A 25,159-nucleotide genomic window follows, 5' to 3' on the forward strand; every position below is an offset into this window, starting at 1 on the left:
CCCTCGCCAGTCGGACCGGTAAGCTGGAGCCTTGATAATTGCGACTTAAGCCTGCGTGCCTAACAAACCGGCGGGTTCTTATGGGTGAGTAAAGCGTATGCCGACGCATAAAGCGCATGGCTCATTCGCTTCAAAAAGCGATGGTAAACCCGAAGCCGACGGTCGAACCCGGGTCCAACTGATAAACTCATCCCGTCGGTTTTCGGCTTCAGAACACCAGGTTCAGCATGGTGATCGAGACCACCAGGAACAGCACGGTCATCACCCCGCCCGCGCGCACGAAATCCTTCACCTGATAGCCTGCGGGGCCCATGATCAGCGCATTGACCTGGTGGGTCGGCACGATGAAGGAGTTCGAGGTCGAGATCGCCACGGTCAGCGCGAACAGCGCCGGGTCCGCCCCGGCCGCGCTGGCGATGGACACGGCCAGAGGCACCAGCAGCACAGTGGCGCCGACATTGGACATGACCAGCGAGAATCCGGTCGCCAGGATCGCGATTGCCACCTGCAAGACCACCACCGGCAACCCGTCCGTCACCGCCAGCACCTGCGCGGCAATCCATTCCGCCGTGCCGGTCGACTGCACCGCTTGCCCCAGCGGGATCAGAGAGGCCAACAGGAACACCGTGTTCCAGCCGACCGCGCGATAGGCCTCGTCGATGCTCAGCACGCGGCTGAGCAACATGCCCACAGCCCCGGTCATCAGGCAGAGCGACAGGCGCACGTCGCTGAACAGGATCAGGGACAGCGAGATGGCGAAGAAGAACAGCGCCCAGCCAACCTTGTGCGGGCGCACCTCCTCCTGCGGGAAATCGCTGGTAACGATCACCAGGTCGCGGTCGGACTTCAGCCTTGTCAGGTTGTCCCACTTGGTGTGCGCGACCAGCATGTCGCCGGCCTGGAACTTGACCAGGCCGATGGCGGTGGCCTCGTGATCCTCGGTCTCGACATGGCTGAGCGTCTCTTCACCGCGATGAATGGCAAGCAGGCTCAGCCCGTAGGTCTTGCGCAACAAGAGCTCACGCGGGCATTTGCCGATCAGGCGGCTGTCGGGCGGGATCACCACCTCGGCCACCCCGGCGTTGGTGGCGGCGAATTCCTCGGAAAACACGTCCAGCTCGCCGCGAATGGTCAGGCCGAACTTCTGCGCGAATTCCTGCACCACCGTGCGCTTGCCGATCACGCCGATGCGGCAGGGCGCGGCAATCGGCGCGGTCAGCACCTGCACCATCGACACCTTGCCCTTGTAGAAGGTCGAGATGATGTAAAGGTGATTTTCCAGGTTGATATCGGCCAGGATCTGCCCGACCAGCGGGCTGTCGGCGGGCACGTCGATCTCGAACACGGAAGCGCGCAGCCCGTAGACGCGCTTGAGGTAATCCGACATGCCCTGGCCGCGGGTGCCGTCCTCCTTGCCGTTGTTGCCGGGCAGCACCAGACGCCCCAGCACCAGGAAATATATTATCCCGGTCGCCACCAGGGCCAGGCCGATGGGCGTGACGGAAAACAGTTCGAAATTCGCCATCTGCCGATCCGTCGGCAGCCCCTCATTCGCCGTGGCGATCAGGTCATTCAACAGGATCAGAGGGGAGGAGCCGACCATCGTCATGGTCCCGCCCAGGATCGCACAGAATCCCATCGGCATCAGCAGGCGCGCCAGCGGAATGCCGGTGCGCACGGAGATCCGGCTGACCACCGGCAGGAACAGCGCCGCGGCGCCGACGTTTTGCAGGAAGCTCGAAATCGTTCCCACAGTGCCGGACACAATCGGCAGCACCCGCTGTTCGGTGCTGCCGCCGTATTTCAGGATCCAGGCCGCCACCTTGTTCATGATCCCGGTCTTGTCCAATCCCGCCCCCACGATCATCACCGCAATGATCGAGATGACCGCGTTCGAGGCGAAACCGTTGAACAGCTCGTTCACATTGGCCAGGGACGACAGGCCGGGCAGGTAGCTGAGCATGCCCAGCAGAACCAGGATCAGGATCGCTGCCAGGTCGATGCGTATGACCTCGGAGACGAAAAGGAAGATGGTAAACCCCAGAACCAGCATGACCGCGGCCATTTCGGTGGTAAAAATAAGGTTCTCCATCACATCCTCCCTGTCCGTGCCCCGTAAAGTCCCAGGCCTTTCCCCCAGTCAGGCGGATCATTCCGCCTGTGACAAGCCTTCTTCGGTTCTTTTGCGCCGTTCGACCCGCTTAAGCTCGCCAACTCCCCCACGGATGTGCGAAGAATGGTTTCAGCCGCGGCCTCCCATCAGCGACGCAGGTCACCTCAACTGATTTTGATTCCACAATAGAGGGAGGGTTTGGCCTGGCCTTGCTTCCTTCTGAAGCGGGCTATGATTTGACCCATACTTACGAGTAGCCAGGTTTCAGACGTTGGTCAGGCGTGCGGCGAATGGCTGCTTTCGCCCAGAGTGTCCAAGTTTACTCCCGACCCAAAGCCGCTGTTCGCTTCGGCGGCGGACGCTGCGTCGCAACGTTCCCCTAAGCGGGCATTGAAGGACCTTGCAGCAATCTGAAGCCTTTTACAGCGGCTATGCGGGACAAGTAGTCAGCCTTTTGTTCAAACAGGCTGCGGGAAGCCTTTGGGGCAAATCACATCGCGTCCAGCGTATGCGTTAGCCCGTTGCGGATATGGTCTTCCAGGAGCTGCTTGGCCTTCGCCGCATCACGGGCCAGCGCCGCGTCAAACATGGCCTTGTGTTCCAGAACCGCATCTTCGCCGCGATAGGTCAACACCAGCATCTGGTAGCGCAGGTATTTGTCATAGAGGGTCGAGTGCAGCGACAGAAGGTTCCTGGAGTTGCACGCCTCGATCATGGCCAGGTGGAACTCCCAGTCATAGCGCTTCCACAGCTCCTTTTCGGAGTGATCACCCGCCAGCATGCGCTGTTCCATCAGGTGCAGCTTGTGGTGGGCGGCGACCAGATTGCCTTCCCAGTCGGTGTCGCCGTTTTCGATCGACTCCTCCAGGGCATGGCATTCCAGCAGGACGCGCAGTTCGGCGATCTCGATCAGATCTTCGCGCGAAACGGGGGTGACGAAGAAGCCGCGTTGTTCGGGGGACTCGACGAACCCTTCGCTGGCCAGCCGGTTCAGGGTCTCGCGCAACGTCGACGAACTGGCCGAATAGCGTTGCTTCAACGCTTCCAGCTTCAGCTTGGCGCCGGGGGTCAGCTCACCAAAGATGATGTCGTGCTTGATCCGCTGATAGGTGCTGGACCCGACGGTGGTGAGCTGCTTGTTCATGCCTTTGTCCGTTTTTTTCTGGATTGCCATCTTAAGCAACACCTCCCCTCAATGCCTACAATAACTCAATAAATCAGCTAAAACAAAAAATATCAGATATTATTGCAAATCGCATTGCCTGGCCCTGGGGTGAGGCAACGCGGCAGGCGACTCGGTTTGCCCAGGAAACGAAGGCGCAGGAACTGCGCAGATCAGAGGGGCTGACCCGGTGCAGAATGTTCAAATTGCAATCGCGGGTGTGGGGCTGGTCGGCCGACGCCATGCGGATGCCATCAACCACCTCAAACACGTGACGCTTTGCGGCGTGGTGGATCCCAGCGACGCCGGGCGTGCCTTTGCCAGGGAACGCGGCGTGCCCTGTTGTGATACGCTGGGAGAGCTCTTTGCGGCGCAGTCGCCGGACGGGGTTGTCCTGGCGACACCGACGCTTCTGCATGTGGAGCAGGGGCTGGACTGCGTGCAGCGCGGTTGCCCGGTTCTGGTCGAAAACCCCTGGCCACCTCGGCCGAGGCGGCGCAGTTGCTGGTGGATCAGGCCGAAGCGGCCGATGTGCCCGTTCTGGTGGGGCACCACCGGCGTCACAACCCGCTGATCCGCAAGGCGCTGCCGGAAGATGCGATTATCACCACCGACGTGGGCTGGAACAAGAACGGGGTCGGGCAGCAGTTCGACATCCTGACGCCGGGCTCGATCCTGACGCCGGGCGGGTTTGCCACCATGGGTTTCGGCCCGCCCGGTGCCATCGGAGCCAAGCTAGCCGCACCTGATCGTGTGGTGGTCAGCCTAGTGGGCGACGGCGGCTTCGGTCAGAACCCGTCGATGCTGGCCACCGCGGTCGAGCTGGACCTGGGCATCATCTGGCTGGTGATGAACAACAACGCTTTCGGCACCATCGCGGGCCTGCAAAAGGCGCATTATGGCCTGACCTATGGCACGACCTTTCCGGGCTCGGCCGCTGCGCCCACGAACGGTCCGGGCTACGCGGACATCGCGCGGGCCTATGGCGCCGAGGGGCACCGGCTGAGCGCGGCGGATGAGCTGTTGCCTGCGTTGGAGGCGGCGATTGCCGGCGGCAAGCCCACCGTCCTGGACGTCCCGATGATCAACAACCCGACCCCCACGACCGGGCATTGGAACATCCTTGATATCTATTCGCCCGACAAGGATGTCAGCCACGTCGCGACGTGACGCAAACCGGGCCGGGGCAGGGATGCCTCGGCCTTTTCGGAGACCAAGCCATGTTCAAGACCATTCTGATCCCGCTCGCGCTCGACCATGCTGAGCTGTTCCCCAAACAGGTCGAGGTCGCGCGCCGCCTGCTGGCGCCCGGCGGGCGGATGCTGGCGGCGTCCGTGATCGAGGACATCCCGACCTTCGCAGCCGAATACATGATCGTGCGCCTGGACCCGCAGGAGGTACGCCGCGAAATGAAACGCGCCGTGGCCTCCGCCCTGAAACCCTATCCGGAAATCGAGAGCGCGATCCTGACCGGAAAGCCGGGTGTCGTCCTGGCGGACCATGCGGCCAGCCTTGACGCGGACCTGATCGTCACCTGCGCCAGCCGTCCAGGCAGCGATGGCTACGCACTGGGCTCCACTGCATCACGCCTGACCCGGAGGGCAAGCTGTTCGGTTGTGGTCGTGCGCTAGGCCACATGCCTCACGCAGCGGATTGAGATCCATCCGTCTGCTGCTCGCTTTCCACGTCGCCATGCCCGTTGTGGAATGCTTCAATGACCTCGGCCAGTGCGGCGGTCTCGGACTTGAGCACCTGGGTGGAGGCTGTGGCCTCCTCGAACATCGCGGCGTTCTGCTGAGTTGATTGGTCCAGCTGATTGGTCGCGTTGTTGATTTCCGAGATGGTAACGGACTGCTGATTGGTCGAACTAGCGATCTCCGCGAAACTGTCCGCCATCTCGGCAACCCCTGCGACAATCGACTTCAGGGCCTCTCCTGTTCTGGTTACAAGTTCAGCCCCGTCTTCAACCTGCTTGGAGCTATCATCAACAAAGCTGCCAACCTCTTTGGCGGCGGCTGCTGACCTTGCCGCCAGCTCCCGCACTTCGGAGGCGACCACAGCGAAACCGCGGCCGGATTCCCCGGCTCGTGCGGCCTCCACCCCGGCGTTCAGCGCCAGGAGGTTGGTCTGGAAGGCGATATCATCGATGAGACCGACAATCTTGCGGATCTCGGAGGACGAGGTCCGGATCGCATCCATGGCCGCAACCGTCCTGTCGACGACTTCGGCGTTGCTTTCCGCGTCCTGCCGGATCCGGGTGATCGTCTCGTTCACCCCGTTGACCGTATCCGAGGCCGTGCGCACGGAGGAGGACAGTTCGTCGATGGCAGAGGCCGTCTGTTCCAGGGTTGCGGCATTGTTCTCGGTTCGCCGGGCCAGATCCATGGCGGCATCGGCAATCTCTTCCGTGGCGCCACCGATCGAGCTGCTGCTCTCGGCGATCCTCGAAATCACGTCATCAAGGCTTTCCGCGGTGCGGTTGACGTTTTCACGAATGGTATCGAATACGCCACCGAATGCGCCCTCCATGCGGTAGGCCGTGTTGCCGGCAGATAGTTCCACCAAAGCCCGCTGCACCTCGTCGAGGCCCCGGTTGGTGACCCGGCAGATCTCGTTCACGCCTTCACAGACCTCGGCAAGGATGCCGTCCTTGTCCGACGTGTCCAGACGGTGCGAAAAGTTCCCAGCCGCGCAGGCAGTGAGGGCTGCGTTAATCTCGCGCGCGATGTCCTGATCGCGCTTTCGCTTGCGCTCTTCTTCCTCCAGGCGGGCATGCTGTTCGGCCCGTGCCCGTTGCTCTTCAGCCTCGCGCGCCGCACGATCGGCCTCGTCACGCTTGCGCGCTTCGGCATCCCGGTTCTGATTGTCCTGTATCGTTTCGCGGAACGTTACACAGGCACGGGCGATCGCTGAGATCTCGTCATAGGGGGATTGTGGCGGATCCTTGTCCAGATTGCCCGCAGCCAGCTCCTTGATGACATCCGCGGTCTGGGAAAGCGGAGTCGAGATGCGGTGGGAAATCAAGCGAATACGCGCCAGGAACAGGGCCACGACGGCCAATCCTGCCAACCCGGCCAGAAGAGCGGCAGCCGTTTGCGTGCGTGTGGCTTGCACTTCATGCTCCGATATCGCCTTCAGGATGTTGCTGCGAAGGGTTTCGAACACCGGTTCAGCGTCGGCAAAGCTGGCCGACACTGCCTGCCGAGTATCGCGTTCCGTGAAAGTGGCCTGCGCATAGTGCTGGAAGCTCTGATGATAGGCGTCCAACAGGCGCATCACCTCGTCGAATTTGGCCTCGGACGGGTAATAGCGCGCGGGAAACGCCTTGAACTCCTCCACACGTTTGCCCAGGCGATCCACGTATTTCTCCTGCACCCGCATGATGAAGTCCTTCTCATGTCGGCGCATCATCAGCATCTTGACCTGCATTTCGGGCTGATCGAGTTCTTTCAGGATGGTTTCGATCGCATGTACCGCCGCACGAAGTTCGCCTTCACGCCCCTCATCGGCGGTCAGGCCCAGGGCGACATTCAGCTCGGCAAGCTGCGCGAAGTTCACGCCATAGGTCGTGAAAGCCTGGTTCAACTGCTCGGCTGTTGCGACCTGATCGGTCAGGCCGCGCTGCTCCAACGCCGTCAACAGAGCCGCGATCTCGCGTTCCAGACCGATCTGAATGTCGGCGTGCCGTGTCAGGTACTTATGGTCCTTGCGCAGCAGAAAGTCCTTTTCGGCCCGCCGGACCTGCAGAAACAGGGCCTCGATCCTCGATACTGATTGCAGGAGGTACTGATTTCCGGCCATTTCGGCCGCCGTGCGCCGATCCAGCACGAACTTTCCGACGATCGCAGCGCCCAGGACCACGAACAGCATTGCGGCAAGAAGCAACAATCCACGCAGGTCCGCCTTAACAGTCTTCTTCCGGGTTCGGGACAAAGCCATCCGATACTCCTATTGAATAAGGGTACGGATGCTTAACAGCCTCAGGTTTCCAATGAGTGAATCGCCGTTTTCCCGCGAAGGTCGCACCTCTTGGATGTCGACCGTGCAGTTGTTGCGCAGGTCGGGAAAACCACATTGATGCTCTTGGCGCTTACCGCAGCGAAAGTCTGATTCCGCCCGTGCAAGGCAAACTTGGGGATGGTTGCTAACACGTGCGCTCCGAGAGTGTGGCTCGTGTGGTGCAATGTACTGCAGACCGTTTTCACCTAAAACTGCTTCGCACGGTGTGTTTGGCGACGTGAGCTTGTCGAATTGCCCTCGTCCATCGGCTTACCCATCCGATGACCAGAGGAAATTTGTCACCCTTGCACCGTAAGGTGGGATTTTTCCGAAATCGTGTTGGCCCCCAGGAAATCGACAAGGCGCATGGTCAGGTTCCTGCGCCGCGCTTTTTCCGGCCAGACTGCGTGCATTGGGAGCCTGGGTTGCGACCAGCTCGGCAGGATTTGCACCAGAGTGCCGGCCTCGATCTCTTGCGCAACAAGTGCGATCGGCATGTTGCCGACCCCAACCCCCGCAATGGTGGCGGATTTTACTGCGTGTATGCTTTGCACCTGGATGCGGCAATTCTGTTGCTGAATGACGCAGGTGGTTGCGTCCCGGGTCAAAGTGACCTCGTCCGAGCTGCCCTGCATGGCGACATGGGGCAGCTCGCCCAGGTCCTCAGGGGCGGTGATCTGCTGGGTGCGGTGCAGGAAGGCAGGGCTCGCCACCAGAACATGCCGGATATCGGCCAACTTGCGCTGTAGAAAACTGGAATCCTTCAGCTTTCCCAAGCGGATGCTAAGGTCAAATCCGTCTTCCAACATGTCGATGACCTGGTCGGAATAGGCCAGAGACAGGGCGACGTTCTGGTGGATGGCGGCAAATTCCATCAACCTGGCCTCGATTTTTGGGTCGGGAATGAACGCGGGGAGGGCAACGTGCAGGGCGCCAACGATCTGCTCGCGCTGGTCCTGGATGTCATCGACCGCGTGCTGGATGGCCGCGAGCCCGCCCCCGGCGGCGGTGAGTAGCTTGCGGCCCGGCTCGGACAGGGTCAGCTTGCGCGTTGTGCGATAGAGCAGGGTTTCGCCCAGGTGGTCCTCCAACCTGGAGACGTGATGGCTGATCACCGACGGCGAGACGCCGCATTTCGTGGCCGCCTTGCCGAAGCCACCGGTTTCCGCCACGGCCACAAAGGCCGCGATGCTTTGCAGGTATTTGTACATTATTCCATCATATCGAAGAATGACATCGGGAAAAGGTGGGTTATCCATGAATTCCCCGGCCCCTAGGTTCTGACCAAACGGAGAGAACCATGAACACAACCACCCACGTCATCACCCGCAACGGAGAGAAATACCTGGCACAGTTGTGCAAGCATTTCGGCCACAAGATCGAGGTCGAGCAGACCGAGACCCAAGCCATTTTCCATTTTGGCGCCGGTCAGGCCACGGTCAGGATCACCGATCGTGGGCTGGAGCTGGGGGCGCAGGCATCGACCGCCGCGGGGCTTGAGAAGGTTCAATCGATCCTTGGGTCGCATCTGGAGCGGTTCTCTTTTCGTGAGAACCTGGTGGTCACCTGGCCTGGCCAGGACATGACCCGCAACACGGAGACCGCATGATGAACCGCGTCGCCCTGGCCGTGCTGGCCCTGTCCGCCCTGACCTTGAACGCTGCCGCGCCCCTGTCTGCGCACGAAGCCCCGGCGCATGCGCACGCCCAGCTAGTCCCGATCCCGGACTATGCGCCGCCCGAAGGTGGGGCCAGCGGGGCGGCGGCCCTGGTGGCGGCCAAGGCCTTCCTGGCAAGTTTCGAAGGTCACGAGACCTCTGAGTTCATGTTTGATCTGGACGCCCAAACGCGCACCATGTGGTCGAACCTGCCGGCGGGCATCGTCAGCCGGGCCGGTGTCTCGGTGGGTGACATGTCAGATCACCAGCGCGGCTTGCTGTTCGACTTCCTGGCCGCCTCGCTGGGTGCCGAAGGCTATCAAAGCGTGATGGAGGTCATGGCGGCCGAAGCGTTCCTGAGCACCGATGCTCGTGCCGAGCGCCTGCAATGGGCGCCGGAGAACTACTGGGTCTCGTTCTACGGCATCCCGGATGCACAAGCTCCCTGGGGTTGGCAGTTCGGCGGGCATCATATCGGGCTGAACCTGTCCATCGAAGGCAACCGGGTCGAGACCATGTCGCCTAGCTTCATCGGCACGGAACCCGCGATTTTTTCCCTGAACGGAGTGGATTACGAGGCGGTGATCGACATGCACCTGGCTGGGCATGCGGTTTATGCAGCGCTGGATGCAAGGCAGAAGCTTGCCGCCGATGCGGGCTCCGTGCCCGAGGACGTGCTGACCGGCCCGGGCAAGGATGGTGTCATCCCCCCGGTAATTGGTCTGTCCGCGGCGCAGATGACCGGCGCGCAACGAGCGCTTCTGCTGGCCGCGATCCGCGAGTGGGTCGCGGTTCAACCTCAGGAAAATGCGGGTCCGCGCATGGCCGAGATCGAGGCAGGCCTGGACCAGGTCCACTTTGCGTGGACCGGCAACGACACCGTGAACACGCCAACCTACATGCGCATCCAGGGGCCGACCCTGATCGTCGAGCTTCTGTCGACCGGTGGAAACGTAGGGGCCAGCGCGGCAGGGCAGGGCCACTACCACACAATGTATCGCAACCCGACGACGGAGTATGGGCAGTAGTCCGTACAACCGATGTTTGAGGTTGTGTGACTGGACGCCTGACAAATGCAACATATACATCGGCTCGGGACATGCCTCGCGTTTCTGGCGGCTTATTCGGCGCCCGGATATGCAGAGACGGCGCTGCTGAGCAATGGTCGGATCTATACTGGCGACAGTCGCCAGCCATTGTCCCAAGTGCCCGTGATGGAAGATGGGTCGCTCTCGACCGCGGGGTCCGATTGGCCGGTTGTGCAGGACATGAAATCCTGGAACGGGATCGAAGCGCTTGTGACCCGCCGGCCCCCCTTTTGGGGAACGCCTGGGCGAGACCCTGGCCCATGCCGAGGCGGCGACGCCGGAAGAGCTCTTTATGTTCTGCACGCAAAACGGTGCGCGCGTTCTGGGCATCGAAGATACCGCCGGTTCGATCGAGGTCGGCACATCTGCGGTTCTTCTGGTGCTGAACCAGAATGTCTTCACCGTGAACCCGGACAAATTCACCGAGACCTTTCCTGTGCAGGTCTGTCTTCACCGCTAACCGCTGCTGCGAGCAAACTGACGTAGCCATAAAATCACCCCTGAATGAAAGCCTTAGCCATGAGTACTCACACACTTGCCAAATCCGAAATCATCCTGCACTGGCTGGTCGGCCTGGGTATGATCGCCCTGATCGGGGTCGGTCTCTACATGAGCCGGAACGAGGTCTACAGCCTTTACCCGATACACAAGTCGGTCGGCGTGATCCTCTTCGTGGTCATCGCGTTGCGCGCGGTGATCCGCCTGCGCAAGGGGTGGCCGTCCCCGATCAGCACCGGCAAGCGGTGGGAGCACAAGCTGGCGCGCGTCATGCATTGGGTGCTGATCATCGGCACCCTGGCCATGCCCTTGTCCGGAATGATGGATGCAGTCATGGCCGGGCGGGGGCTGTCGGTCTTCGGCGCCGAGCTTGTTGCGTCGAACATGGGGGGCTCAGGTCAACCTGTTGCGATCAACGCCGCCCTGTCTGATGCGGCCTCGGCTGTGCATGGACTGTTTGGTAAAGTCCTGATCGCGGTGATCCTTCTGCACGTGGTCGGTGCGCTGAAGCACCATGTGGTCGATAGGGATGTTACCCTGCGCCGCATGTTGGGCCGGGCTTGATATGCCCGGCGACAGGGGTGTCAGGCGAGCTTGCCGCCTGACACCCGCGCCTTGGTCACCCCGGAAATGGTTGATTTCAGGTCGCGCGACCGGTCACGTGTTCGCCGAGTTTCCGTTCCGTAGGGCGACGCGGCCAGAAGCGCCATGACCTCAGCCGCGCCTTGGTGGAATGCGCCGGGCAGGCCGATGTCCGCGAAGCTCCGGGCAATCTGCAACATCTCGTCCTGCCAACGCGCAGCATCGCAGGGCAGGCGCGGGATATTGGCACGCGCGCGGTCTGCTAGGGCGGTCTGACTGTTTGCAATCTCGTCCAGGAAGGGCGAAAGAAACCCGTGCGCCTGGGCTCCCAGCATCACGTTGCACAGCAGGGCGTTGACGCCCTTGGTCATGGCCGCATAGCTGGTCTTGAAAGCGGAGGCCTGACCGATCGGACCCGCAAGCTCAACAAGTGTGAACCCGGACCCATCCAGGCCGTGCAGCAGCTCCAGGTCCTGGCCGCAGGCATAGAGACGGGGTCGGCCCTCGGCAGAGGGAGGAGGTCCGATCAACCCGCCGTCCAGAAATGTCACGCCCAGTCGCAGGAACTCGACCGCAATCTCGTTGACCAGCCCCGGGGCAATCGCATTTGCTTCGACGAAATGGGGCCGACATCCTGTCTTGGCCAGGATCACCGCGACCTCCTGCGCGACCGGTTTGGCGTGTTGCGTGGGCAATACTGAAAACAGGATGTCGCTGCTGGTGACGAGGTCGTGCAAACTGCCCACCTCCGTCACACCCGCTTCGGCCGCGCGGTTGCGACTTTCGGTCGATCGGCCTGCCAGCTGGGCATGGACATGGTGACCGACGGTCCGGAATGCCCCGGCCAAGGCCGCACCCATCTCTCCCATGCCGATCATGCCGATCCGCAGCGGTGTCATACCGGATCGCCCAGAACGGCCGTGGCGACGGCCTGCAGGCAGCAGCCCTCGGGCAGCACGGCCTGGTGGGCCTGGCGGGCTGGCCGGTGGTCCGGGTCCGGCCAGAGCTGTTCCCAATGGGGATTGACCAGGGCGCGGTCGGCCTTGTCGGCGAAATACAGATCCAGCTTGACCACGTCATCCAGCGTTGCGCCGCCTGCCTCCAGGATCGCGTCGAGGTAGTCGAAGACCAACGCCACCTGATGCGCCTTGTCCGCCGGGTAGGTGCCGGTCTCCAGCTGCTTGCCAAGAATGCCCGATGTGATCAGAACCCCACGATGCCGTGCTGCGTTTGGGACCGGGTTCACGTGTTGCGCCGCCCGGGGCGTATGGATTGCGCGCACCATCAGGCACCGCCTTTCTGGTGGCGGATCGGGTTTTCCAGCCAGCCCAGTGGATCGATCCCGATGCCGATCACGCCGCGTTCCTCGCCCAGGAGCACGCTCTTGTGGCCGCGCGGAAACCGTCCCGCGCCCTTGCCGGTTGTTCCGAACGAGATCAGGTCGCCCGGTTCCAACGTGAAATAGCGGCTGGCCTCGGCGATGCATTCCTCGATCGAGAAACGGTAGTTGCCGGTGTGGTCGCGGGCAAAGATCTCGTCATTCAGGGTTGCGACAACACCAAGGTCATTGGGGTCGGCGACCTGATCTGCCGTGGTGATCCAGGGCCCCATTGGACCGAAGGTGTCGGTGCCCTTCGAACGGGTATGGTAGACGTAATAGGCGTCGGTGTCGTCCGGCCCATTCAGGTGGCGCCAAGTGTAGAACTCCGGCCGCGCCATGTCGCGATCGTACGTTACCGCGATACTGTCCTTCTGGAACTTCAGCCCATGGCTGGTCACGTCATTGTGGATCAGGTAGCCGAAGACGTGGTCCAGCGCCTGCTCGGGCTCGATATGTTTGGCGCGTTTGCCGATCACCGCGCAAAGCTCCGGTTCCGGGATCACCGCGCCCCAGTCGGGATCGACAATGATCGGTTTGCCATGCCCGGTCAGCGCCGAGGGCGGTTTGAGGAAGAAATTCGGCACGCCCGGGTCGCGATGTGCCTTCTTCATCAGCTCCTTGTTGTTGAAGGCCACGCCCAGGATCTTGGAGGGGTTGGGCAGCGGGGCGGCCCAGTCGGGGTCTCCGCCCACCGGGGTGACTTGATCGACCGTTTGGGCCAGGGACGCCGGGATGCCAGCCTCGACCAGCTCCAGTACCGAGGGGATCGGGGACAGCCCGGCGGCGGCGCAGACTTCGACCAGGCGGCGGGGGGCGCCGTCGGTTCCGGCCATGACCGCCACGCGGCGGCCTGCTTCAAGAAGGGTTCCGAATTTCATCGCGCTCACCAGCTGGCCAGGAAGTCTTCAAGGGTGACGGGCGCGGCGTCCATCAGCGGCGCCTGCACCGGCACGCCCTCGAATTCGCTGGCTTCCATGAACCACTTCTTCGGCGCCGGGAAACCCCAGAGCTGCGAGCGGCGGGTGTCGGACAGCTCCCAGCGTTTTGGTGCATGGTCGATGTCGATCACATTGTAATGGCTCGAAAAAATCTCGATCCTGTGCCCATCTGGGTCGCAGAAGTAGATGAAGAACGCATTTCCGATTCCGTGACGCCCCGGCGCGCGGTCCATGGTGTCGGCCAAGCCCAGCGACGCCATGACGTCGGCGGCGTGAATGATCGAGCTGATTTCCGGCGTGTGATAGGCGAAATGGTGCAGTCGGGGCCCCGGGCCATTGCCGAACACCACGTCCTGCGTATTGTTCTTGCGCTTCAGCCAGACGCCCCACATCTCGTTCGTGCCGTCCTTGGCGGTGTATTCGGTCAGGCGAAAGCCCAGGTCGTTGTACCACTGATAGGCGCCGGCCACGTCGTGGCAGGCGATCTGGATGTGATCGAGGAAGGCCAGCTTGCCGCCCGCGTGGGTGTGAAAGCGCTGCATGCGGTTTTCCGACTGGTCCATGGTGGCGCAGAACTCGATGGGCACACCGACACCATCGGTCAGCTGCAGGGTCAGCCCCTGATAGGGGCGGGTGACGAACTCGGCCTTGTCGCCACGGGCATTGAAGAACTCATGAGCGCGTTTCAGGTCGTCGTCGGAAAACATGCGATAGCCGATCCGACGCACCACGCCGGGGCCAACGACTTCGGTCTTTTCGAAGACAAGCGAATGGTGGCCGGTTTCCTCGATGGCCCGCAAGCAGAGCATGCTGTCATCGTGCTGGGTGACCTCGAAGCCCAGACCGGTCTCGTAAAAGTACCGGGTCTTGTCCAGGTCACGGCTGGTCAGGACCACGTGGCTGAGGCGGGTGATGTTGAAGGGGATCGAGAGGTTGGGTTCTAGGATCGACATGAGGACACCATTCGTTGGTTGTTTGTAGCAACCCTATGGGCTGGCCAACGAAGGATGAACGCGGAACTCTTATGATTTCATCATGTGAAATTAAATGGGCGCCGACCTCGTTCAAGCCAAAGCTTCGAGGCGTTCGACCGCCTGGCGCATCTGGTGCAGGATATCGTTGCGGTCGGCGCGGGCGCCGCGAAAGAAGGTCACGCCGATCGTGGCGTTGAGATGCCCGTGGATGAACACCGGCATGGCCACGGTGGTGGTCTGCGGGTCGATTTCGTGGTCGCGTTCCGCGTAACCGAGGTGATGCACCTGAGCCAGGATCGGGCGCATGCGGGCGTCCAGCTCGTCGGGGGACAACAGGGTCATTTCCTCCTCGCGCAGCCGTTTGTAGAGCTGCATCCGTTCCTCTTGCGGACAATGGGCCAGGAAGGCGCGGCCATGGGCGCGGACCAGAAGGTCCAGCCGTTTCTGCAGGGTCGAATGAGTATGCGCGAGCGGGCTTTCGGGAATGGTTGACAGGCGTACGACCATCGCCGTGTCCCCCAATGTGGCAAGTGCTGCGGGCCATTTGATGGCGCCAGTCAGCTCCAGCAGCACCTCCTTGGCGTGCTCCAGAAACAACGGCAACCCGTGGTAGCCCGCGCTCAGTTCCAGCACCTTTTCGGTCAGGGTATAGCCAACCCGACGGCCGTGGTTCTGCACCAGGCCGAGGCTGACCAGGGTTTCGACAATGCGTACCACCGTGGCAGCGGGCAGGCCGGTTTTCTGCTGCAGATCGCTGATGCGCGACAGGTTTTGCCCGTTCATCGCACGCAGGACCGCAATGGTACGTTCAACCGACCGGATTTTGTCGAAGGAGGGCATTGGAGGCAGTCCGGATAGGGGGTGGTGGCGGAGTGAAACGCCGCCGATCTTGCCGGAGGCGCCGAGAATGTCAATCGAGACGCATTGTCGCCCGCGGTCGCGGGCGGACCTGTAGTTGTCGATTGGTTTCATGTGGTGAAATGACTGATCAGGCGGCTTTCACTTGCGCTGACCTTCCCCGAAACCGGGTGCAGATGCGTTTGAACAAGAAAGTGATGCCAATGGATCGGTTCATCATGGTTGCTCCCAACGGAGGGCGAAAGACGAAGGCGGAGCATCCGGCGGTGCCAATTTCGATCCCGGAGTTGGTGGACAGTGCACGGGTCTGCCACGCGGCTGGGGCGCAGGCGTTGCATGCGCATGTGCGCGATAATGACGGGCAACATGTGCTTGACGCCGGGCTATATCGCGAGCTTTTGGCAGAGTGCGCACGATGTGTTCCCGGGATGCAGGTCCAGATCACGACCGAAGCGCTGGGCAGGTATTCGCCCGCGCAACAGCGCCAGCTTGTCAGGGCGGTTCAACCCACCCAGGTGTCGGTCGCCTTACGCGAACAAGACCCGGATGGGGAGGCTGCCGAGGCCCGCGACTTCTATTTCTGGGCGGCCGAGGCAGGTCTGGAGAGCCAGCACATCCTGTACTCGCCCAGGGAACGCCAGTGGCTTGAAAGGCTACAGGACCGTGGGATCATTCCGCAGCTACGCCAAAGGGTCCTCTATGTGCTAGGTCGCTATGAGGATGGCCTGGCGAGTGATCCGCGCAACGTTTCCGCCTTTGTCGCGGCCGGGAGCCGCGACGTGCGCTGGATGGTCTGTGCCTTTGGGCAGAGCGAAACGGATTGTCTGGCCGAAGCCCACGCCCTGGGTGGCGAAATGCGCGTGGGGTTCGAGAACAACTGCCTGAATCGCGACGGAAGGGTTGCGGCGGACAATGCGCATCGGGTCATCGACCTGATCGCGGCGCTGGACCTGCACAGATGAGCGCCATGTGTCCCGGGACAGATCCCGGGCGGCGAAGGCTCCGGGGCGTGGCGCGGCGCTCATCCCCCATATTGCCCAGGCGAACACCCCATATGTTTGCGGAACTGCCGGTTGAAATAGGACACGTCGTTGAAACCGGCCGAATAGGCGATCGTCGACACCAGCACTCTTGCATCGCTATTCCTGCGGTCGCGAAGAAGTTGACAGGCGTGGGAAAGGCGCTTTTGCAGAAGGTAGTCGGTTGGCGTGGTGCCAATCAGTGCAAAGGCGCGTTGCAGCTGGCGCAGCGGGATGCCCAGGTCGTTTGCGACGTCCTGGATCGTCAGCGCGTTGGTCTTGAACATGCGATCAAGATAGGCCAGTCCCCGTTTCAGCAGGTCAGCGCCGCTGACATCCGCATCAATCGACCGCGCGTTGCCGCGTTGGGTCCCTTCGAACAGAAGCGCCCCCAGCAGCCCGAACACCGCCTCGCGCAGATAACCCGACTGTTCCGCATTGCCTTCTGGTTCGAAAGCCTTGGCCAGGGTCGCCCCCATGGCCATGGTGATGTAATCGCTGCGCGGCAAGTAGATTCCGCCCTGTGCCGAAGCGCCAAAACGCTCCAGCACCTCGGTCCGAGGCAGGTGGATCGACATCTGGCGGCTGAAGGCGCCGAAGAAGGAGAAATCCGACGGCTCGGCGCTGTCGATGAGGATCATGTCGCCGGGTTGCAACAGCTGCGCCGTCTCATTCTGGGCCATCAGTGCGCGGCCTTCCTCCTGCACGATCAGAAAGAAATTCTCGCCGCTGTCGCGGCTGATATCCGCCTTGCTGCGACGGATCGTATGCAAATCCTTGGCGACATGGGCGATCTCGAACCCGGCGCGGTCTTCGAGGTGGATGATGCCGTTCATCCGCGCGTTCTGATGTGGCGCTTGGGCCTGGAAGGCGCCGCAGATCTCCAACAGGTTGTGCTGGAAACGTTCGACGGACATTTCCGTCGGTGCCATGCTGGTCAACAACTTCCACACTCCTCCCATCTTGGCTTGCAGCTCATGACGCGCCGGATCTCATCCGGCTGTCGCGCCTGTCCAAGCCTGAGGTCGCCTGAGTCCAAGACGACCGATCTCAATTCACTTAACATGTTAAGTCATCTAGGGGAAGATTGAGGAAGAGCGCATGCCAAACTTCGCAATGCTCATTGATGGTGAACAGGCGACTGCCCAGCACACCTTTGCGGTGACAAACCCGTCAACCGGTGAACTGGTCGGCATGGCGCCACAGGCGACCCTGTCCGACTTGGACCGGGCCGTGGCAACAGCCCAGACCGCCTTTGAGGCCTGGTCGCGCGTCAGCGACGCTGATCGGGCGGAGGCCTGCGCGGCCATCGCAGCGAAGATCGGCACCCATGCCGAGGAGCTGGCCCAACTTCTGACCTGCGAACAGGGCAAACCGCTCAACGGGCTCGGCTCAAGGTTCGAACTTGGTGGCGCACAGGCCTGGGCATCGGTCACGGCCGGGCTTTCCCTGCCGATGAAGGTTCTGCAGGACACGAACGAAGGCCGGGTCGAACTTCACCGCCGTCCGATTGGGGTCGTCGGGTCGATCACGCCCTGGAACTGGCCTCTTATGATTGCGGTCTGGCATATCCTGCCGGCCATCCGCACCGGCAACACGGTGGTGGTCAAGCCGTCGCCCTTCACGCCGCTTTCGACGCTGCGCATGGTCGAGCTGATGAATGAGGTCCTGCCCAACGGGGTGGTGAACGTGGTTTGTGGCGATGATGCGGTGGAGAACATCGGCGCGGCCATGTCGGCGCACCCAGGCATCCGCAAGATGGTCTTTACCGGCTCGACCGCAACCGGCAAGCGCGTCTATGCCAACGCTGCGGAGACAATGAAACGCCTGACGCTGGAGCTGGGCGGCAACGATGCCGGGATCGTTCTGCCTGACGTGAACCCCGAAGAGATTGCCGAGCGCCTTTTCTGGGGCGCCTTCATCAACAACGGCCAGACCTGTGCGGCGATGAAACGTCTCTATGTGCATGAAGATGTCTACGACGAGGTCTGCTCTGCGCTGACCGAGTTTGCGCGCAACATTGTGGTGGGGGACGGACGGGACGAAGGTAGCGTGCTGGGCCCCTTGGCCAACGAAATGCAATTCGACAAGATCAGATCTCTGGTGGATGCCTCCCGCGCCAAAGGTCGCGTCCTGCTGGGTGGGGAGCCCGGCGAAGGATTGTTTTTTCCGCCGACCATGATTTCCGACCTGGAGGCCGATGACCCGCTGGTTGCCGAGGAACAGTTCGGGCCGGCTCTGCCGATCATCCGGTACAGCGATGTCGAAGATGCCATCGCCCAGGCCAATTCCGGGGAGAACGGGCTGGGCGGTTCGGTCTGGTCGAAGGACATCGCGCACGCAAAGCGGATCGCCGCCCGGCTGGAATGCGGCTCGGCCTGGATCAACAGCCATGGCGGGCTGAACCCGATTGCCCCGTTCGGCGGGCGCAAATCCTCGGGCCTGGGCGTCGAGTTCGGCGAAGAGGGGCTGGCCGAATACACCGACATTCAAGTCATTCACTGCTGAGGACAAGACCATGGAACAATTCGATTACATCGTTGTTGGCGGAGGTTCATCCGGATGCGTGATGGCCGCGCGCCTGTCCGAGGCTCCCGGTGTCAAGGTTCTGTTGATCGAGAGCGGCCGCAGGGATGCCTCGCCCTGGATCCATATTCCTGCCACCTTCTTCAAGGTGGTCGAAAAGGGCATCGATGTGATCCCCTACGTGGGCGAGAAATCGAGCCGTGTGAACGGGCGGGACTCGGTCGTGTTGCAGGGCCATGTGATCGGCGGCGGCTCGTCGGTGAACGCGATGCTCTACGTGCGCGGCCAGGCGCAGGATTATGACCATTGGGCGCAACTGGGCAATTCGGGCTGGGCTTACAAGGACGTGCTGCCGACCTTCCGCGACCTGGAATGCAACATGGAGATCGCCGACGCGTTTCACGGCAATGATGGCGAACTGCAGGTCTCGGAGACCGGATTTCACCACCCGTTGTCGCGCGCCTTCATCCGCGCCGCCCAACAGACCGGCATTCCCTACAATCCCGATTTCAACGGCGCGGATCAGGCAGGGGTGGGGTTTTACCAGACCACCACCACGCGGGACGGCAAGCGCTGTTCCTCGGCAGTGGCTTTTCTGCGCAAGGCCGAGGGCCGCGCGAATCTGAAGATCATGACCGAAACCCGCGTCGCGCGCCTTTTGTTCGAGGGGACCCGCGCCACCGGGGTCGAACTGGATACCGGGACCCGGATTGGGGCTGCGGGCGAGGTGGTGCTGTGCGCCGGGGCCATCGAAACCCCGCGCCTTATGCAACTGTCCGGTCTGGGCAATGCCTCGGAGCTGGCTGGGCACGGGATCGAGATCATCGCCGACCTGCCCGGTGTGGGTGAGAACTTCCAGGATCACCTGGAAGCCAACGTGCAGTGCTACACCCGCGACCCGATCTCATTCTACAAGCAGGACAAGGGGCTGCGGGCGGCCTGGCATATGGCGCAGTACAAGCTGTTCAGGTCGGGGTTGCTGACTTCGAACGTGGTGGAAAGCGGTGGCTTCGTTGACGTGTCGAACGCGGGCATTCCGGATGTCCAGTTCCATGTGATCCCCTTCTTGGTCGGCTGGGTTGATAGCCCGCCGATCGAGGCGCATGGCATGTCGATCAACCCCTGTTTCCTACGCCCGCGCTCGCGCGGGTCGGTCAAACTGCGTTCGGCAAATCCAAAGGACAAGGCGCTGTTCGATGCGGGCAGTTTCTCGGACCCGGAGGATCTGGAAGTGCTGCTGCGCGGCACCAGGAAGGCGATCGAGATCTTCCGTGCGCCGGAACTTCAGAAGCTGGTCACCGGTTTTGCCAAGCCGGGGCCAGAGAAACTGGATGACGACGAGGCGCTGCGTGACTGGATCCGTCAAAGCTGCAAGACCGTGTTCCACCCGGTTGGCACCGCCAAGATGGGCCCGGCCAGTGACCGATTGGCGGTGGTCGATGGCGAGCTGCGGGTCAGGGGCGTGCAGGGGCTGCGTGTCGCGGATGCGTCGGTCATGCCCACTCTGGTCTCCGGCAATACCAACGCCCCCATAATGATGATCGCGGAGCGCGCGGCACGTTTCATCACCGGAAAAGAGGTGCTGACCTCGGGCGATCTGCCGAAAACGGCCTGATATTTCACAATCCAAGGGAGGATATTGACGTGAAGACGAAACTCTATGCGGGTCTTGTGGCCATGGGTGGGCTGATGGCCCCGGGCCTGGCACTGGCCGATGTCAACTGCGGGGCCAATACCGGCGAAGCGGCGACTGGCGCGCCGATCAAGGTTGGCGGCATTCACGGCAACGCGGCACCGGGTGATTTCTCGGCGGCAACCGACGCGGCAGCGGCCTATTTCGCCTGTGTGAACGCCAATGGCGGCGTGCATGGGCGGCCGATCGAATACATGGTCGAAAACGATCAGTGGAACCCGGAACTGGCCGCCCAGGCCGCGTCGAAACTGGTCGAGGACGAGGGCGTGATCGCGTTGGTCTCAAACGGCTCCTTTGTCGAGATGAGTGTCAACGCGCCGCTCTATGCGAACAACAACATCATGTCGATGGCGGCGGCCTGCGCGGTGTCCGAGTGCTTTGAAAGCTCCAATATCGTGTCGACCAACCAGGGGCCGCTGCCCTCGTCGGTCGGGGCGGCGATGTATGCAGTAGAAGAGCTGGGCGCGACCAATGTCAGCTGTATCGGCCTGGCGATCCCGTCGGTCGGCAACTGGTCCTGTGGTGCGGTCGAAGGCTATATGCAGTCCAAGGGGTTGGCCGGATCCTCGGTGCTCCTGAACCCTGCGGCGCCGGACGTGAACTCGGCCCTGTTGGAGGCGATCGCCTCAGGGGCGGACTCGGTTCTGGTGAACCTGCCTGCCGGCTTGGCAATCGCCTTCATGGCGGCGGCGCAGGAACAGGACCTGGGCGATCTGTACAGCTGGACCAGCTCGACCCCCCTTTATGACGCTTCAGTGCCCGGCGCGCTGGGAGATTATTGGGACGGCAGACTGTTCGTCAGCGCCGAGCTGACCACGCTGGATGGGACCGGCCCGGACAACCGGAACTGGATGGCAGTGATGCAGGCCTTTGCTCGCCCAGAGGATCCGCGCGACACGTTCAGTCAGTCGGGATACCTGGCGGCGAAGTACTTTGTGGATACGCTGATGGGCATGGAGCCCGCGCTGCTGGATGACCGGGCCGCCGTGACCGAAGCAATCAAGGCGATTTCCGGCTACAGCTCGGACCTGGCCTGCGGCCCCTATTATGTGGGCGAGGCTGACCGGCATATGCCGAACCACGCTGGGATCATGGTGGTGGTCCGGGATGGCGGTTTTGAAACGGTGCGCGGCTGTTTCGAATATGAAGGTCCCTATTTCGCCGAACTGATCGAAGCCGAAAAGGCCATTGGTCTGCGTTGAGCTCCCGTCTGGTGGTCCGCCCTCACGGGTGGACCCCTTCTTTTCTGGATTGGATCAAGATGTCCAAGTTACTGACTTTTTTCCTCTACGGTCTCGGCATGGCGGTGATCTGCCTGCTTCTTGCCTGGGGCAAGCCCCCCAAGGTCGTCGGGCTGTTCGTGGTCTCGGGCCTGGCCGTCGGTTCGCTCTATGCGCTTGGCGGGATCGGCCTGGTGGTGCTTTATCGCGCGACCGGGGTGTTGAACTTTGCCAACGGGGCCATCGGTGCTTTTGGGGTCATGCTGGCCTGGCAGCTGGGCGAATGGGGCTGGCCCGGGCCGGTGACCTGGACCCTGGGCATCCTCGCGGCGGCCAGTCTGTCGCTGGGCTATGGGCGCTATTTGGCCCCGGCGCTGGCCTGGAGGGACACGGTGGTCAAGGCGGTGGCCACGCTGGGGTTTGCGCTGATCGTACTGGGGCTGACCGCCTTCCTGTGGGAGGACGACGTGCGCCGCTTCGTGCTGCCCACGGACAAGCAGGCCGTCATGGTGATGGGGCTGCGGGTCACGGTGACCCGGTTGATCGTCGTGCTGGCCGCGGTCGGAATCGTGGTGGGGATCTGGCTCTATCTGGCGCGCACCCGTACCGGGTTGCAGATGCGCGCCCTGGCCGATGACCGCGACCTGGCGGCGCTGATCGGCGTGCGGATCCTGCGGGTCGAAACCATCGCCTGGGGCCTGTCCGGCCTGATCGCCGGGTTTACCGGGCTGATGTTCGGCGATCTGATCCGGCTGGAGCCCTTCGTCATTACCTTCCTGGTCATCCCATCGATCGCAGCGGCGATCTGTGGTCGGCTGGAGAACCTGATCCTGGTCCTGGTCGGCGGCCTGTCGATCGGCGTGGTCGAAAGCCTGTTGACCTTGTCACCGCTGCTGAAATCCTTCCGCCCGATGGCGCCCTTTCTTATTGCCGCGATCGTGCTGATCTGGATGCAGCGCGGCCAGAAACTTGTCTTTGCGAGGGACTGAACATGCCTTTTCAGCTTACCCGGGATGGCTGGGCTGGCCTGGCCTTTGCGGCCCTGATGTTCCTGCTTCTGCCTTCCCTGGCGGGCGGGCAATGGGTCAAGATCTTTACCTCCACCAGCTGTTTCATCATGGCGGCCGCCGGCGTGGCCTTCATGTATGCGCGGTTGGGCATGGTTTCGTTGGGGCAGGTGGGCCTGATGGCGGTCGGCGGCTGGGTCATGCTGCGCATGAACCATGCCTCCACTTTCCCGTTCGAGGTGAACCTGGCGGTCTCGGCCGCTGTCACGATGTTGTTCGGCTGGCTGCTGGCTTTGCCGGCGCTCAGGATGCGCGGGCTTTACCTGGCGCTGATCACCCTGATGGCGGCGGGCGGGATCGAAGTGGTCCTGTCCACCGTGCGTTTCCCCAATGGGGGAGAGGGGTTCTGGGGCGTGATGCCCTCGGCCGCCGCACCGTTCCGACGTCCCGCGATCGCGCAGAGCGATGCGGCCTATCTGCGCTATGTCATCGCGGTGGTGACCCTGGGCTTCCTGGTGCTGGCGGGGCATCGAAAACTTCCGCCCGGACGGGCCTGGGCCATGATCCGCAGGTCCGAGGCAGCGGCCTTGGCCTCGGGGCTGAACGTCGTTTACTACAAGGCTTGGGCCTTCGGGTTGGCCGGGTTGATGGCCGGTGTGTCGGGCGGGCTGCTGGCCGGGGCGCTGGGCCTTTTGGACCCGGCCACGTTCCGCGCACCCGAAAGCATCCTGCTTTTCGCCCTGGCGGTGGTCGGCGGAGCCCGTTTCTGGCTGGGTGCAGTGGTCGCAGGGGTGCTTTACCGCGTGCTCCCAGCCTTGTTCAACGACTGGGGGCTCGACGCCGATCTGGCGCTGATCGTCTTTGGGGCAGGGCTGCTGCATGCGGTCATTACAGCCCCCGATGGGATTTCCGGACAACTCATCGGGCTCCTGTCCCGTATCGGAGGCAAACGCGCATGATCGAGCTTGAGAACCTGTCGGTGAATTTCGGCGGCGTGGTTGCCCTGGATGCGATCTCTGCCACTTTCACGGCGCCCGTTTCCGGCATCATAGGCCCCAATGGCGCCGGCAAGACCACCACGATGAACGTGATATCGGGTTTCCTGCGCTGTACCGGGCGCATCCGGGGCGATGGCGTCGATGTCGGCCAGATGCCCCCTCACAAGCGCTGCCGCTGGGGGCTTCGCCGCTCGTTCCAGCGCGAACAGATTGCCGATGACCTCAGTGTCGAGGCCAATCTCCAGGTCATTCAGGACGGTGTGCCTGGTAGCCGCGCCGTGAAGCGTGCGGATCGCGAAAGGGCCTTGGAGGTTTGTGGGCTGACCGATCGTCGCGATGTGTTGGCCTCACAGTTGAACACGTTCGAACGCCGCCTGACCGACGTGGCACGTTGCCTGGTGGGCCGCCCCAAGATCGTCATGTTCGACGAGCCCGGCGGCGGCTTGTCGCGGGATGAGGCGAACCGGTTGGGGGATCTGATCCTCAAGGTCCATGAGTTGACCGGAGCGAGCACCCTGGTGATCGACCATGATGTCGACCTGATCGAACGCATATGCGCCGAGACCCTGGTCCTGGATTTCGGCAAGCGCATTGCCTTCGGGCCGACGCGCAAGGTGCTGGACGATCCGAAGGTAAAAGCGGCCTATCTGGGCATCGAAGAGGAGCTCGCCTGATGGCTTTGAAGATCGAGAACCTGCGCGTCGCCGTTGCAGGCAAGGAGGTGGTGAAAGGTGCCGATCTTACGGTGGAACCGGGAAAGGTGGCTGCGGTGCTGGGGGCCAATGGCGCTGGCAAATCGGAGCTGGTCCTGGCGCTTGCAGGCATGTTGCCCAGCACGGCGGGCAGGGTCACGGTGGATGGCCACCGTATCGAAAACCATGCGCCGGACGCGGTGCGCCGCGCGGGTATTGCCGCCGTTCCCGAGGGGCACCGTGTGCTGAGCTCGCTGAGCGTCGAGGACAACTTGCGCGCCGCGGGCTCGGTGCTGGAGGCACGCGAGGTCGAGGAGGCCCTGCAGGAAGCCTTTGACCTGTTTCCCGAACTGGCCGACCGCAGGCGGCAGCTGGCCGGGACCTTGTCCGGTGGGCAACAGCAGATGGTGGCCATCGGTCACGCAATCATGGCGCGCCCGCGCTACCTGCTGATCGACGAGATGTCGCTGGGTCTCGCACCGCTGATTGTCAAGCGCCTGGTGGGCGCGATCTCGTCGCTGGTTTCACAGGGCACCGGTGTGCTTCTGGTCGAACAGTTCACCGAGGTCGCGCTGGGAATTGCCGACACGGTCACGGTCATGCGCACCGGAGATGTACGGTTCTCGGGGGCGGTTGAAACCGTGCGCGCCGACCCGACGATCCTGGATCAGGCTTATTTCTGAGCTCTTTCGGCGACATTGAAAGCGGGCGCGGAGTGGTTCCTCCGCACCCGTTTCTCCTGGCTGACCCAGGG

25 protein-coding genes are annotated in these 25,159 nt (G+C 62.4%); 15 read left to right on the forward strand and 10 right to left on the reverse strand.

All coding sequences use genetic code 11. From position 1 onward, the window contains the following. Positions 1-208 precede the first annotated feature (208 nt). Positions 209-2,092, reverse strand: coding sequence for an SLC13 family permease (locus ACO07D_RS15105; protein ID WP_421703775.1), 1,884 nt, complete (start codon positions 2,090-2,092; stop codon positions 209-211). 511 nt (positions 2,093-2,603) lie between these two features. Continuing rightward, on the reverse strand, positions 2,604-3,257 hold the full coding sequence (locus ACO07D_RS15110) for a GntR family transcriptional regulator (RefSeq protein ID WP_421703776.1): 654 nt from the start codon (positions 3,255-3,257) through the stop codon (positions 2,604-2,606). A 208-nt stretch (positions 3,258-3,465) separates the two neighbouring features. On the opposite strand from ACO07D_RS15110, the gene ACO07D_RS15115 reads away from it, so the two are divergent. From ACO07D_RS15115 to ACO07D_RS15125, 3 genes are read left to right on the forward strand one after another with little or no spacing between them, the layout of a single operon-like run. Beyond that, the gene (locus ACO07D_RS15115; RefSeq protein WP_421703777.1) at positions 3,466-3,849 is read left to right on the forward strand and encodes a Gfo/Idh/MocA family protein; all 384 of its coding nucleotides are present in this window, start codon (positions 3,466-3,468) and stop codon (positions 3,847-3,849) included. Beyond that, positions 3,783-4,445 carry a thiamine pyrophosphate-dependent enzyme gene (locus ACO07D_RS15120; RefSeq protein WP_421705040.1) on the forward strand — a complete coding sequence of 221 codons (663 nt, stop codon included), beginning with the start codon at positions 3,783-3,785 and terminating at the stop codon, positions 4,443-4,445. Before ACO07D_RS15115 ends, ACO07D_RS15120 begins: the two co-directional genes overlap by 67 nt. Positions 4,446-4,495: 50 nt before the next feature. Beyond that, positions 4,496-4,906: a universal stress protein gene (locus ACO07D_RS15125; RefSeq protein ID WP_421703778.1), complete on the forward strand. Its 411-nt coding sequence runs from the start codon at positions 4,496-4,498 to the stop codon at positions 4,904-4,906. A 10-nt stretch (positions 4,907-4,916) separates the two neighbouring features. On the opposite strand, the gene ACO07D_RS15130 is transcribed toward ACO07D_RS15125, so the two are convergent. Together ACO07D_RS15130 and ACO07D_RS15135 are read right to left on the reverse strand one after the other, a co-directional pair. Further along, positions 4,917-7,214: a methyl-accepting chemotaxis protein gene (locus ACO07D_RS15130; RefSeq protein ID WP_421703779.1), complete on the reverse strand. Its 2,298-nt coding sequence runs from the start codon at positions 7,212-7,214 to the stop codon at positions 4,917-4,919. Between the two features lie 359 nt (positions 7,215-7,573). Next, entirely contained in the window at positions 7,574-8,485 is a 912-nt protein-coding gene (locus ACO07D_RS15135; RefSeq protein WP_421703780.1) for a LysR family transcriptional regulator, read from the reverse strand. An 89-nt stretch (positions 8,486-8,574) separates the two neighbouring features. Here ACO07D_RS15135 and ACO07D_RS15140 point away from each other — a divergent pair, with 89 nt between their 5' ends. The 4 genes from ACO07D_RS15140 (at position 8,575) to ACO07D_RS15155 (ending at position 11,081) form a co-directional block, all read left to right on the forward strand. Next, positions 8,575-8,883 carry a DUF2218 domain-containing protein gene (locus tag ACO07D_RS15140; RefSeq protein WP_421703781.1) on the forward strand — a complete coding sequence of 103 codons (309 nt, stop codon included), beginning with the start codon at positions 8,575-8,577 and terminating at the stop codon, positions 8,881-8,883. Next, positions 8,880-9,959 carry a DUF3500 domain-containing protein gene (locus tag ACO07D_RS15145; RefSeq protein WP_421703782.1) on the forward strand — a complete coding sequence of 360 codons (1,080 nt, stop codon included), beginning with the start codon at positions 8,880-8,882 and terminating at the stop codon, positions 9,957-9,959. Before ACO07D_RS15140 ends, ACO07D_RS15145 begins: the two co-directional genes overlap by 4 nt. Positions 9,960-10,272: 313 nt before the next feature. Further along, positions 10,273-10,479, forward strand: a complete 207-nt coding sequence (locus tag ACO07D_RS15150) for an amidohydrolase family protein (RefSeq protein ID WP_421705041.1) — start codon at positions 10,273-10,275, stop codon at positions 10,477-10,479. Between the two features lie 59 nt (positions 10,480-10,538). Continuing rightward, positions 10,539-11,081 carry a cytochrome b gene (locus ACO07D_RS15155; protein WP_421703783.1) on the forward strand — a complete coding sequence of 181 codons (543 nt, stop codon included), beginning with the start codon at positions 10,539-10,541 and terminating at the stop codon, positions 11,079-11,081. A gap of 20 nt (positions 11,082-11,101) precedes the next feature. Here the strand turns inward: ACO07D_RS15155 and ACO07D_RS15160 are convergent, their stop codons facing one another. From ACO07D_RS15160 to ACO07D_RS15180, 5 genes are all read right to left on the reverse strand, one after another. Continuing rightward, positions 11,102-11,998, reverse strand: coding sequence for a DUF1932 domain-containing protein (locus ACO07D_RS15160; protein ID WP_421703784.1), 897 nt, complete (start codon positions 11,996-11,998; stop codon positions 11,102-11,104). After that, positions 11,995-12,384, reverse strand: coding sequence for a RidA family protein (locus ACO07D_RS15165; RefSeq protein ID WP_421703785.1), 390 nt, complete (start codon positions 12,382-12,384; stop codon positions 11,995-11,997). The genes ACO07D_RS15160 and ACO07D_RS15165 overlap by 4 nt, the downstream gene beginning before the upstream one ends. Beyond that, positions 12,384-13,358: a fumarylacetoacetate hydrolase family protein gene (locus ACO07D_RS15170; protein WP_421703786.1), complete on the reverse strand. Its 975-nt coding sequence runs from the start codon at positions 13,356-13,358 to the stop codon at positions 12,384-12,386. The genes ACO07D_RS15165 and ACO07D_RS15170 overlap by 1 nt, the downstream gene beginning before the upstream one ends. Positions 13,359-13,363: 5 nt before the next feature. Continuing rightward, positions 13,364-14,371, reverse strand: coding sequence for a 3,4-dihydroxyphenylacetate 2,3-dioxygenase (gene hpaD, locus ACO07D_RS15175; protein ID WP_421703787.1), 1,008 nt, complete (start codon positions 14,369-14,371; stop codon positions 13,364-13,366). A 111-nt stretch (positions 14,372-14,482) separates the two neighbouring features. After that, entirely contained in the window at positions 14,483-15,232 is a 750-nt protein-coding gene (locus tag ACO07D_RS15180; RefSeq protein ID WP_421703788.1) for a helix-turn-helix domain-containing protein, read from the reverse strand. Positions 15,233-15,468: 236 nt separating this feature from the next. On the opposite strand from ACO07D_RS15180, the gene ACO07D_RS15185 reads away from it, so the two are divergent. Continuing rightward, positions 15,469-16,212, forward strand: a complete 744-nt coding sequence (locus ACO07D_RS15185) for a 3-keto-5-aminohexanoate cleavage protein (protein ID WP_421703789.1) — start codon at positions 15,469-15,471, stop codon at positions 16,210-16,212. Positions 16,213-16,271: 59 nt separating this feature from the next. Here the strand turns inward: ACO07D_RS15185 and ACO07D_RS15190 are convergent, their stop codons facing one another. Continuing rightward, positions 16,272-17,201 carry a helix-turn-helix domain-containing protein gene (locus ACO07D_RS15190; RefSeq protein ID WP_421703790.1) on the reverse strand — a complete coding sequence of 310 codons (930 nt, stop codon included), beginning with the start codon at positions 17,199-17,201 and terminating at the stop codon, positions 16,272-16,274. A gap of 169 nt (positions 17,202-17,370) precedes the next feature. Here ACO07D_RS15190 and ACO07D_RS15195 point away from each other — a divergent pair, with 169 nt between their 5' ends. The 7 genes from ACO07D_RS15195 to ACO07D_RS15225 are packed head-to-tail and all read left to right on the forward strand — an operon-like array spanning position 17,371 to position 25,088. Beyond that, positions 17,371-18,777 carry an aldehyde dehydrogenase family protein gene (locus ACO07D_RS15195; protein WP_421703791.1) on the forward strand — a complete coding sequence of 469 codons (1,407 nt, stop codon included), beginning with the start codon at positions 17,371-17,373 and terminating at the stop codon, positions 18,775-18,777. Positions 18,778-18,787: 10 nt separating this feature from the next. After that, the gene (locus tag ACO07D_RS15200; protein WP_421703792.1) at positions 18,788-20,410 is read left to right on the forward strand and encodes a GMC family oxidoreductase; all 1,623 of its coding nucleotides are present in this window, start codon (positions 18,788-18,790) and stop codon (positions 20,408-20,410) included. A gap of 29 nt (positions 20,411-20,439) precedes the next feature. After that, positions 20,440-21,690 carry an ABC transporter substrate-binding protein gene (locus tag ACO07D_RS15205; RefSeq protein WP_421703793.1) on the forward strand — a complete coding sequence of 417 codons (1,251 nt, stop codon included), beginning with the start codon at positions 20,440-20,442 and terminating at the stop codon, positions 21,688-21,690. A 59-nt stretch (positions 21,691-21,749) separates the two neighbouring features. After that, entirely contained in the window at positions 21,750-22,697 is a 948-nt protein-coding gene (locus ACO07D_RS15210) for a branched-chain amino acid ABC transporter permease (protein ID WP_421703794.1), read from the forward strand. A 2-nt stretch (positions 22,698-22,699) separates the two neighbouring features. Then, entirely contained in the window at positions 22,700-23,674 is a 975-nt protein-coding gene (locus ACO07D_RS15215) for a branched-chain amino acid ABC transporter permease (protein ID WP_421703795.1), read from the forward strand. Continuing rightward, a complete protein-coding gene (locus ACO07D_RS15220; protein WP_421703796.1) occupies positions 23,671-24,387 on the forward strand; it encodes an ABC transporter ATP-binding protein in 717 nt (238 codons plus the stop codon). The genes ACO07D_RS15215 and ACO07D_RS15220 overlap by 4 nt, the downstream gene beginning before the upstream one ends. After that, positions 24,387-25,088: an ABC transporter ATP-binding protein gene (locus ACO07D_RS15225; protein WP_421703797.1), complete on the forward strand. Its 702-nt coding sequence runs from the start codon at positions 24,387-24,389 to the stop codon at positions 25,086-25,088. The genes ACO07D_RS15220 and ACO07D_RS15225 overlap by 1 nt, the downstream gene beginning before the upstream one ends. Positions 25,089-25,159 lie beyond the last annotated feature (71 nt).

The sequence above is a fragment of the Aliiroseovarius sp. genome (genome assembly GCF_965228805.1).
Lineage (GTDB): Bacteria > Pseudomonadota > Alphaproteobacteria > Rhodobacterales > Rhodobacteraceae > JASBTN01.

Excerpts from the sequence above, each read along its gene's own strand:
- ACO07D_RS15190 (WP_421703790.1), bottom strand. The coding sequence starts at position 17,201 with ATGGCACCGACGGAAATGTCCGTCGAACGTTTCCAGCACAACCTGTTG.
- ACO07D_RS15220 (WP_421703796.1), top strand. The coding sequence starts at position 23,671 with ATGATCGAGCTTGAGAACCTGTCGGTGAATTTCGGCGGCGTGGTTGCC.
- ACO07D_RS15160 (WP_421703784.1), bottom strand. The coding sequence starts at position 11,998 with ATGACACCGCTGCGGATCGGCATGATCGGCATGGGAGAGATGGGTGCG.
- ACO07D_RS15215 (WP_421703795.1), top strand. The coding sequence starts at position 22,700 with ATGCCTTTTCAGCTTACCCGGGATGGCTGGGCTGGCCTGGCCTTTGCG.
- ACO07D_RS15165 (WP_421703785.1), bottom strand. The coding sequence starts at position 12,384 with ATGGTGCGCGCAATCCATACGCCCCGGGCGGCGCAACACGTGAACCCG.
- ACO07D_RS15135 (WP_421703780.1), bottom strand. The coding sequence starts at position 8,485 with ATGTACAAATACCTGCAAAGCATCGCGGCCTTTGTGGCCGTGGCGGAA.
- ACO07D_RS15145 (WP_421703782.1), top strand. The coding sequence starts at position 8,880 with ATGATGAACCGCGTCGCCCTGGCCGTGCTGGCCCTGTCCGCCCTGACC.
- ACO07D_RS15200 (WP_421703792.1), top strand. The coding sequence starts at position 18,788 with ATGGAACAATTCGATTACATCGTTGTTGGCGGAGGTTCATCCGGATGC.
- ACO07D_RS15170 (WP_421703786.1), bottom strand. The coding sequence starts at position 13,358 with ATGAAATTCGGAACCCTTCTTGAAGCAGGCCGCCGCGTGGCGGTCATG.
- ACO07D_RS15110 (WP_421703776.1), bottom strand. The coding sequence starts at position 3,257 with ATGAACAAGCAGCTCACCACCGTCGGGTCCAGCACCTATCAGCGGATC.
- ACO07D_RS15180 (WP_421703788.1), bottom strand. The coding sequence starts at position 15,232 with ATGCCCTCCTTCGACAAAATCCGGTCGGTTGAACGTACCATTGCGGTC.
- ACO07D_RS15225 (WP_421703797.1), top strand. The coding sequence starts at position 24,387 with ATGGCTTTGAAGATCGAGAACCTGCGCGTCGCCGTTGCAGGCAAGGAG.
- ACO07D_RS15125 (WP_421703778.1), top strand. The coding sequence starts at position 4,496 with ATGTTCAAGACCATTCTGATCCCGCTCGCGCTCGACCATGCTGAGCTG.
- hpaD (WP_421703787.1), bottom strand. The coding sequence starts at position 14,371 with ATGTCGATCCTAGAACCCAACCTCTCGATCCCCTTCAACATCACCCGC.
- ACO07D_RS15130 (WP_421703779.1), bottom strand. The coding sequence starts at position 7,214 with ATGGCTTTGTCCCGAACCCGGAAGAAGACTGTTAAGGCGGACCTGCGT.
- ACO07D_RS15185 (WP_421703789.1), top strand. The coding sequence starts at position 15,469 with ATGGTTGCTCCCAACGGAGGGCGAAAGACGAAGGCGGAGCATCCGGCG.
- ACO07D_RS15140 (WP_421703781.1), top strand. The coding sequence starts at position 8,575 with ATGAACACAACCACCCACGTCATCACCCGCAACGGAGAGAAATACCTG.
- ACO07D_RS15105 (WP_421703775.1), bottom strand. The coding sequence starts at position 2,092 with ATGGAGAACCTTATTTTTACCACCGAAATGGCCGCGGTCATGCTGGTT.
- ACO07D_RS15210 (WP_421703794.1), top strand. The coding sequence starts at position 21,750 with ATGTCCAAGTTACTGACTTTTTTCCTCTACGGTCTCGGCATGGCGGTG.
- ACO07D_RS15155 (WP_421703783.1), top strand. The coding sequence starts at position 10,539 with ATGAGTACTCACACACTTGCCAAATCCGAAATCATCCTGCACTGGCTG.
- ACO07D_RS15195 (WP_421703791.1), top strand. The coding sequence starts at position 17,371 with ATGCCAAACTTCGCAATGCTCATTGATGGTGAACAGGCGACTGCCCAG.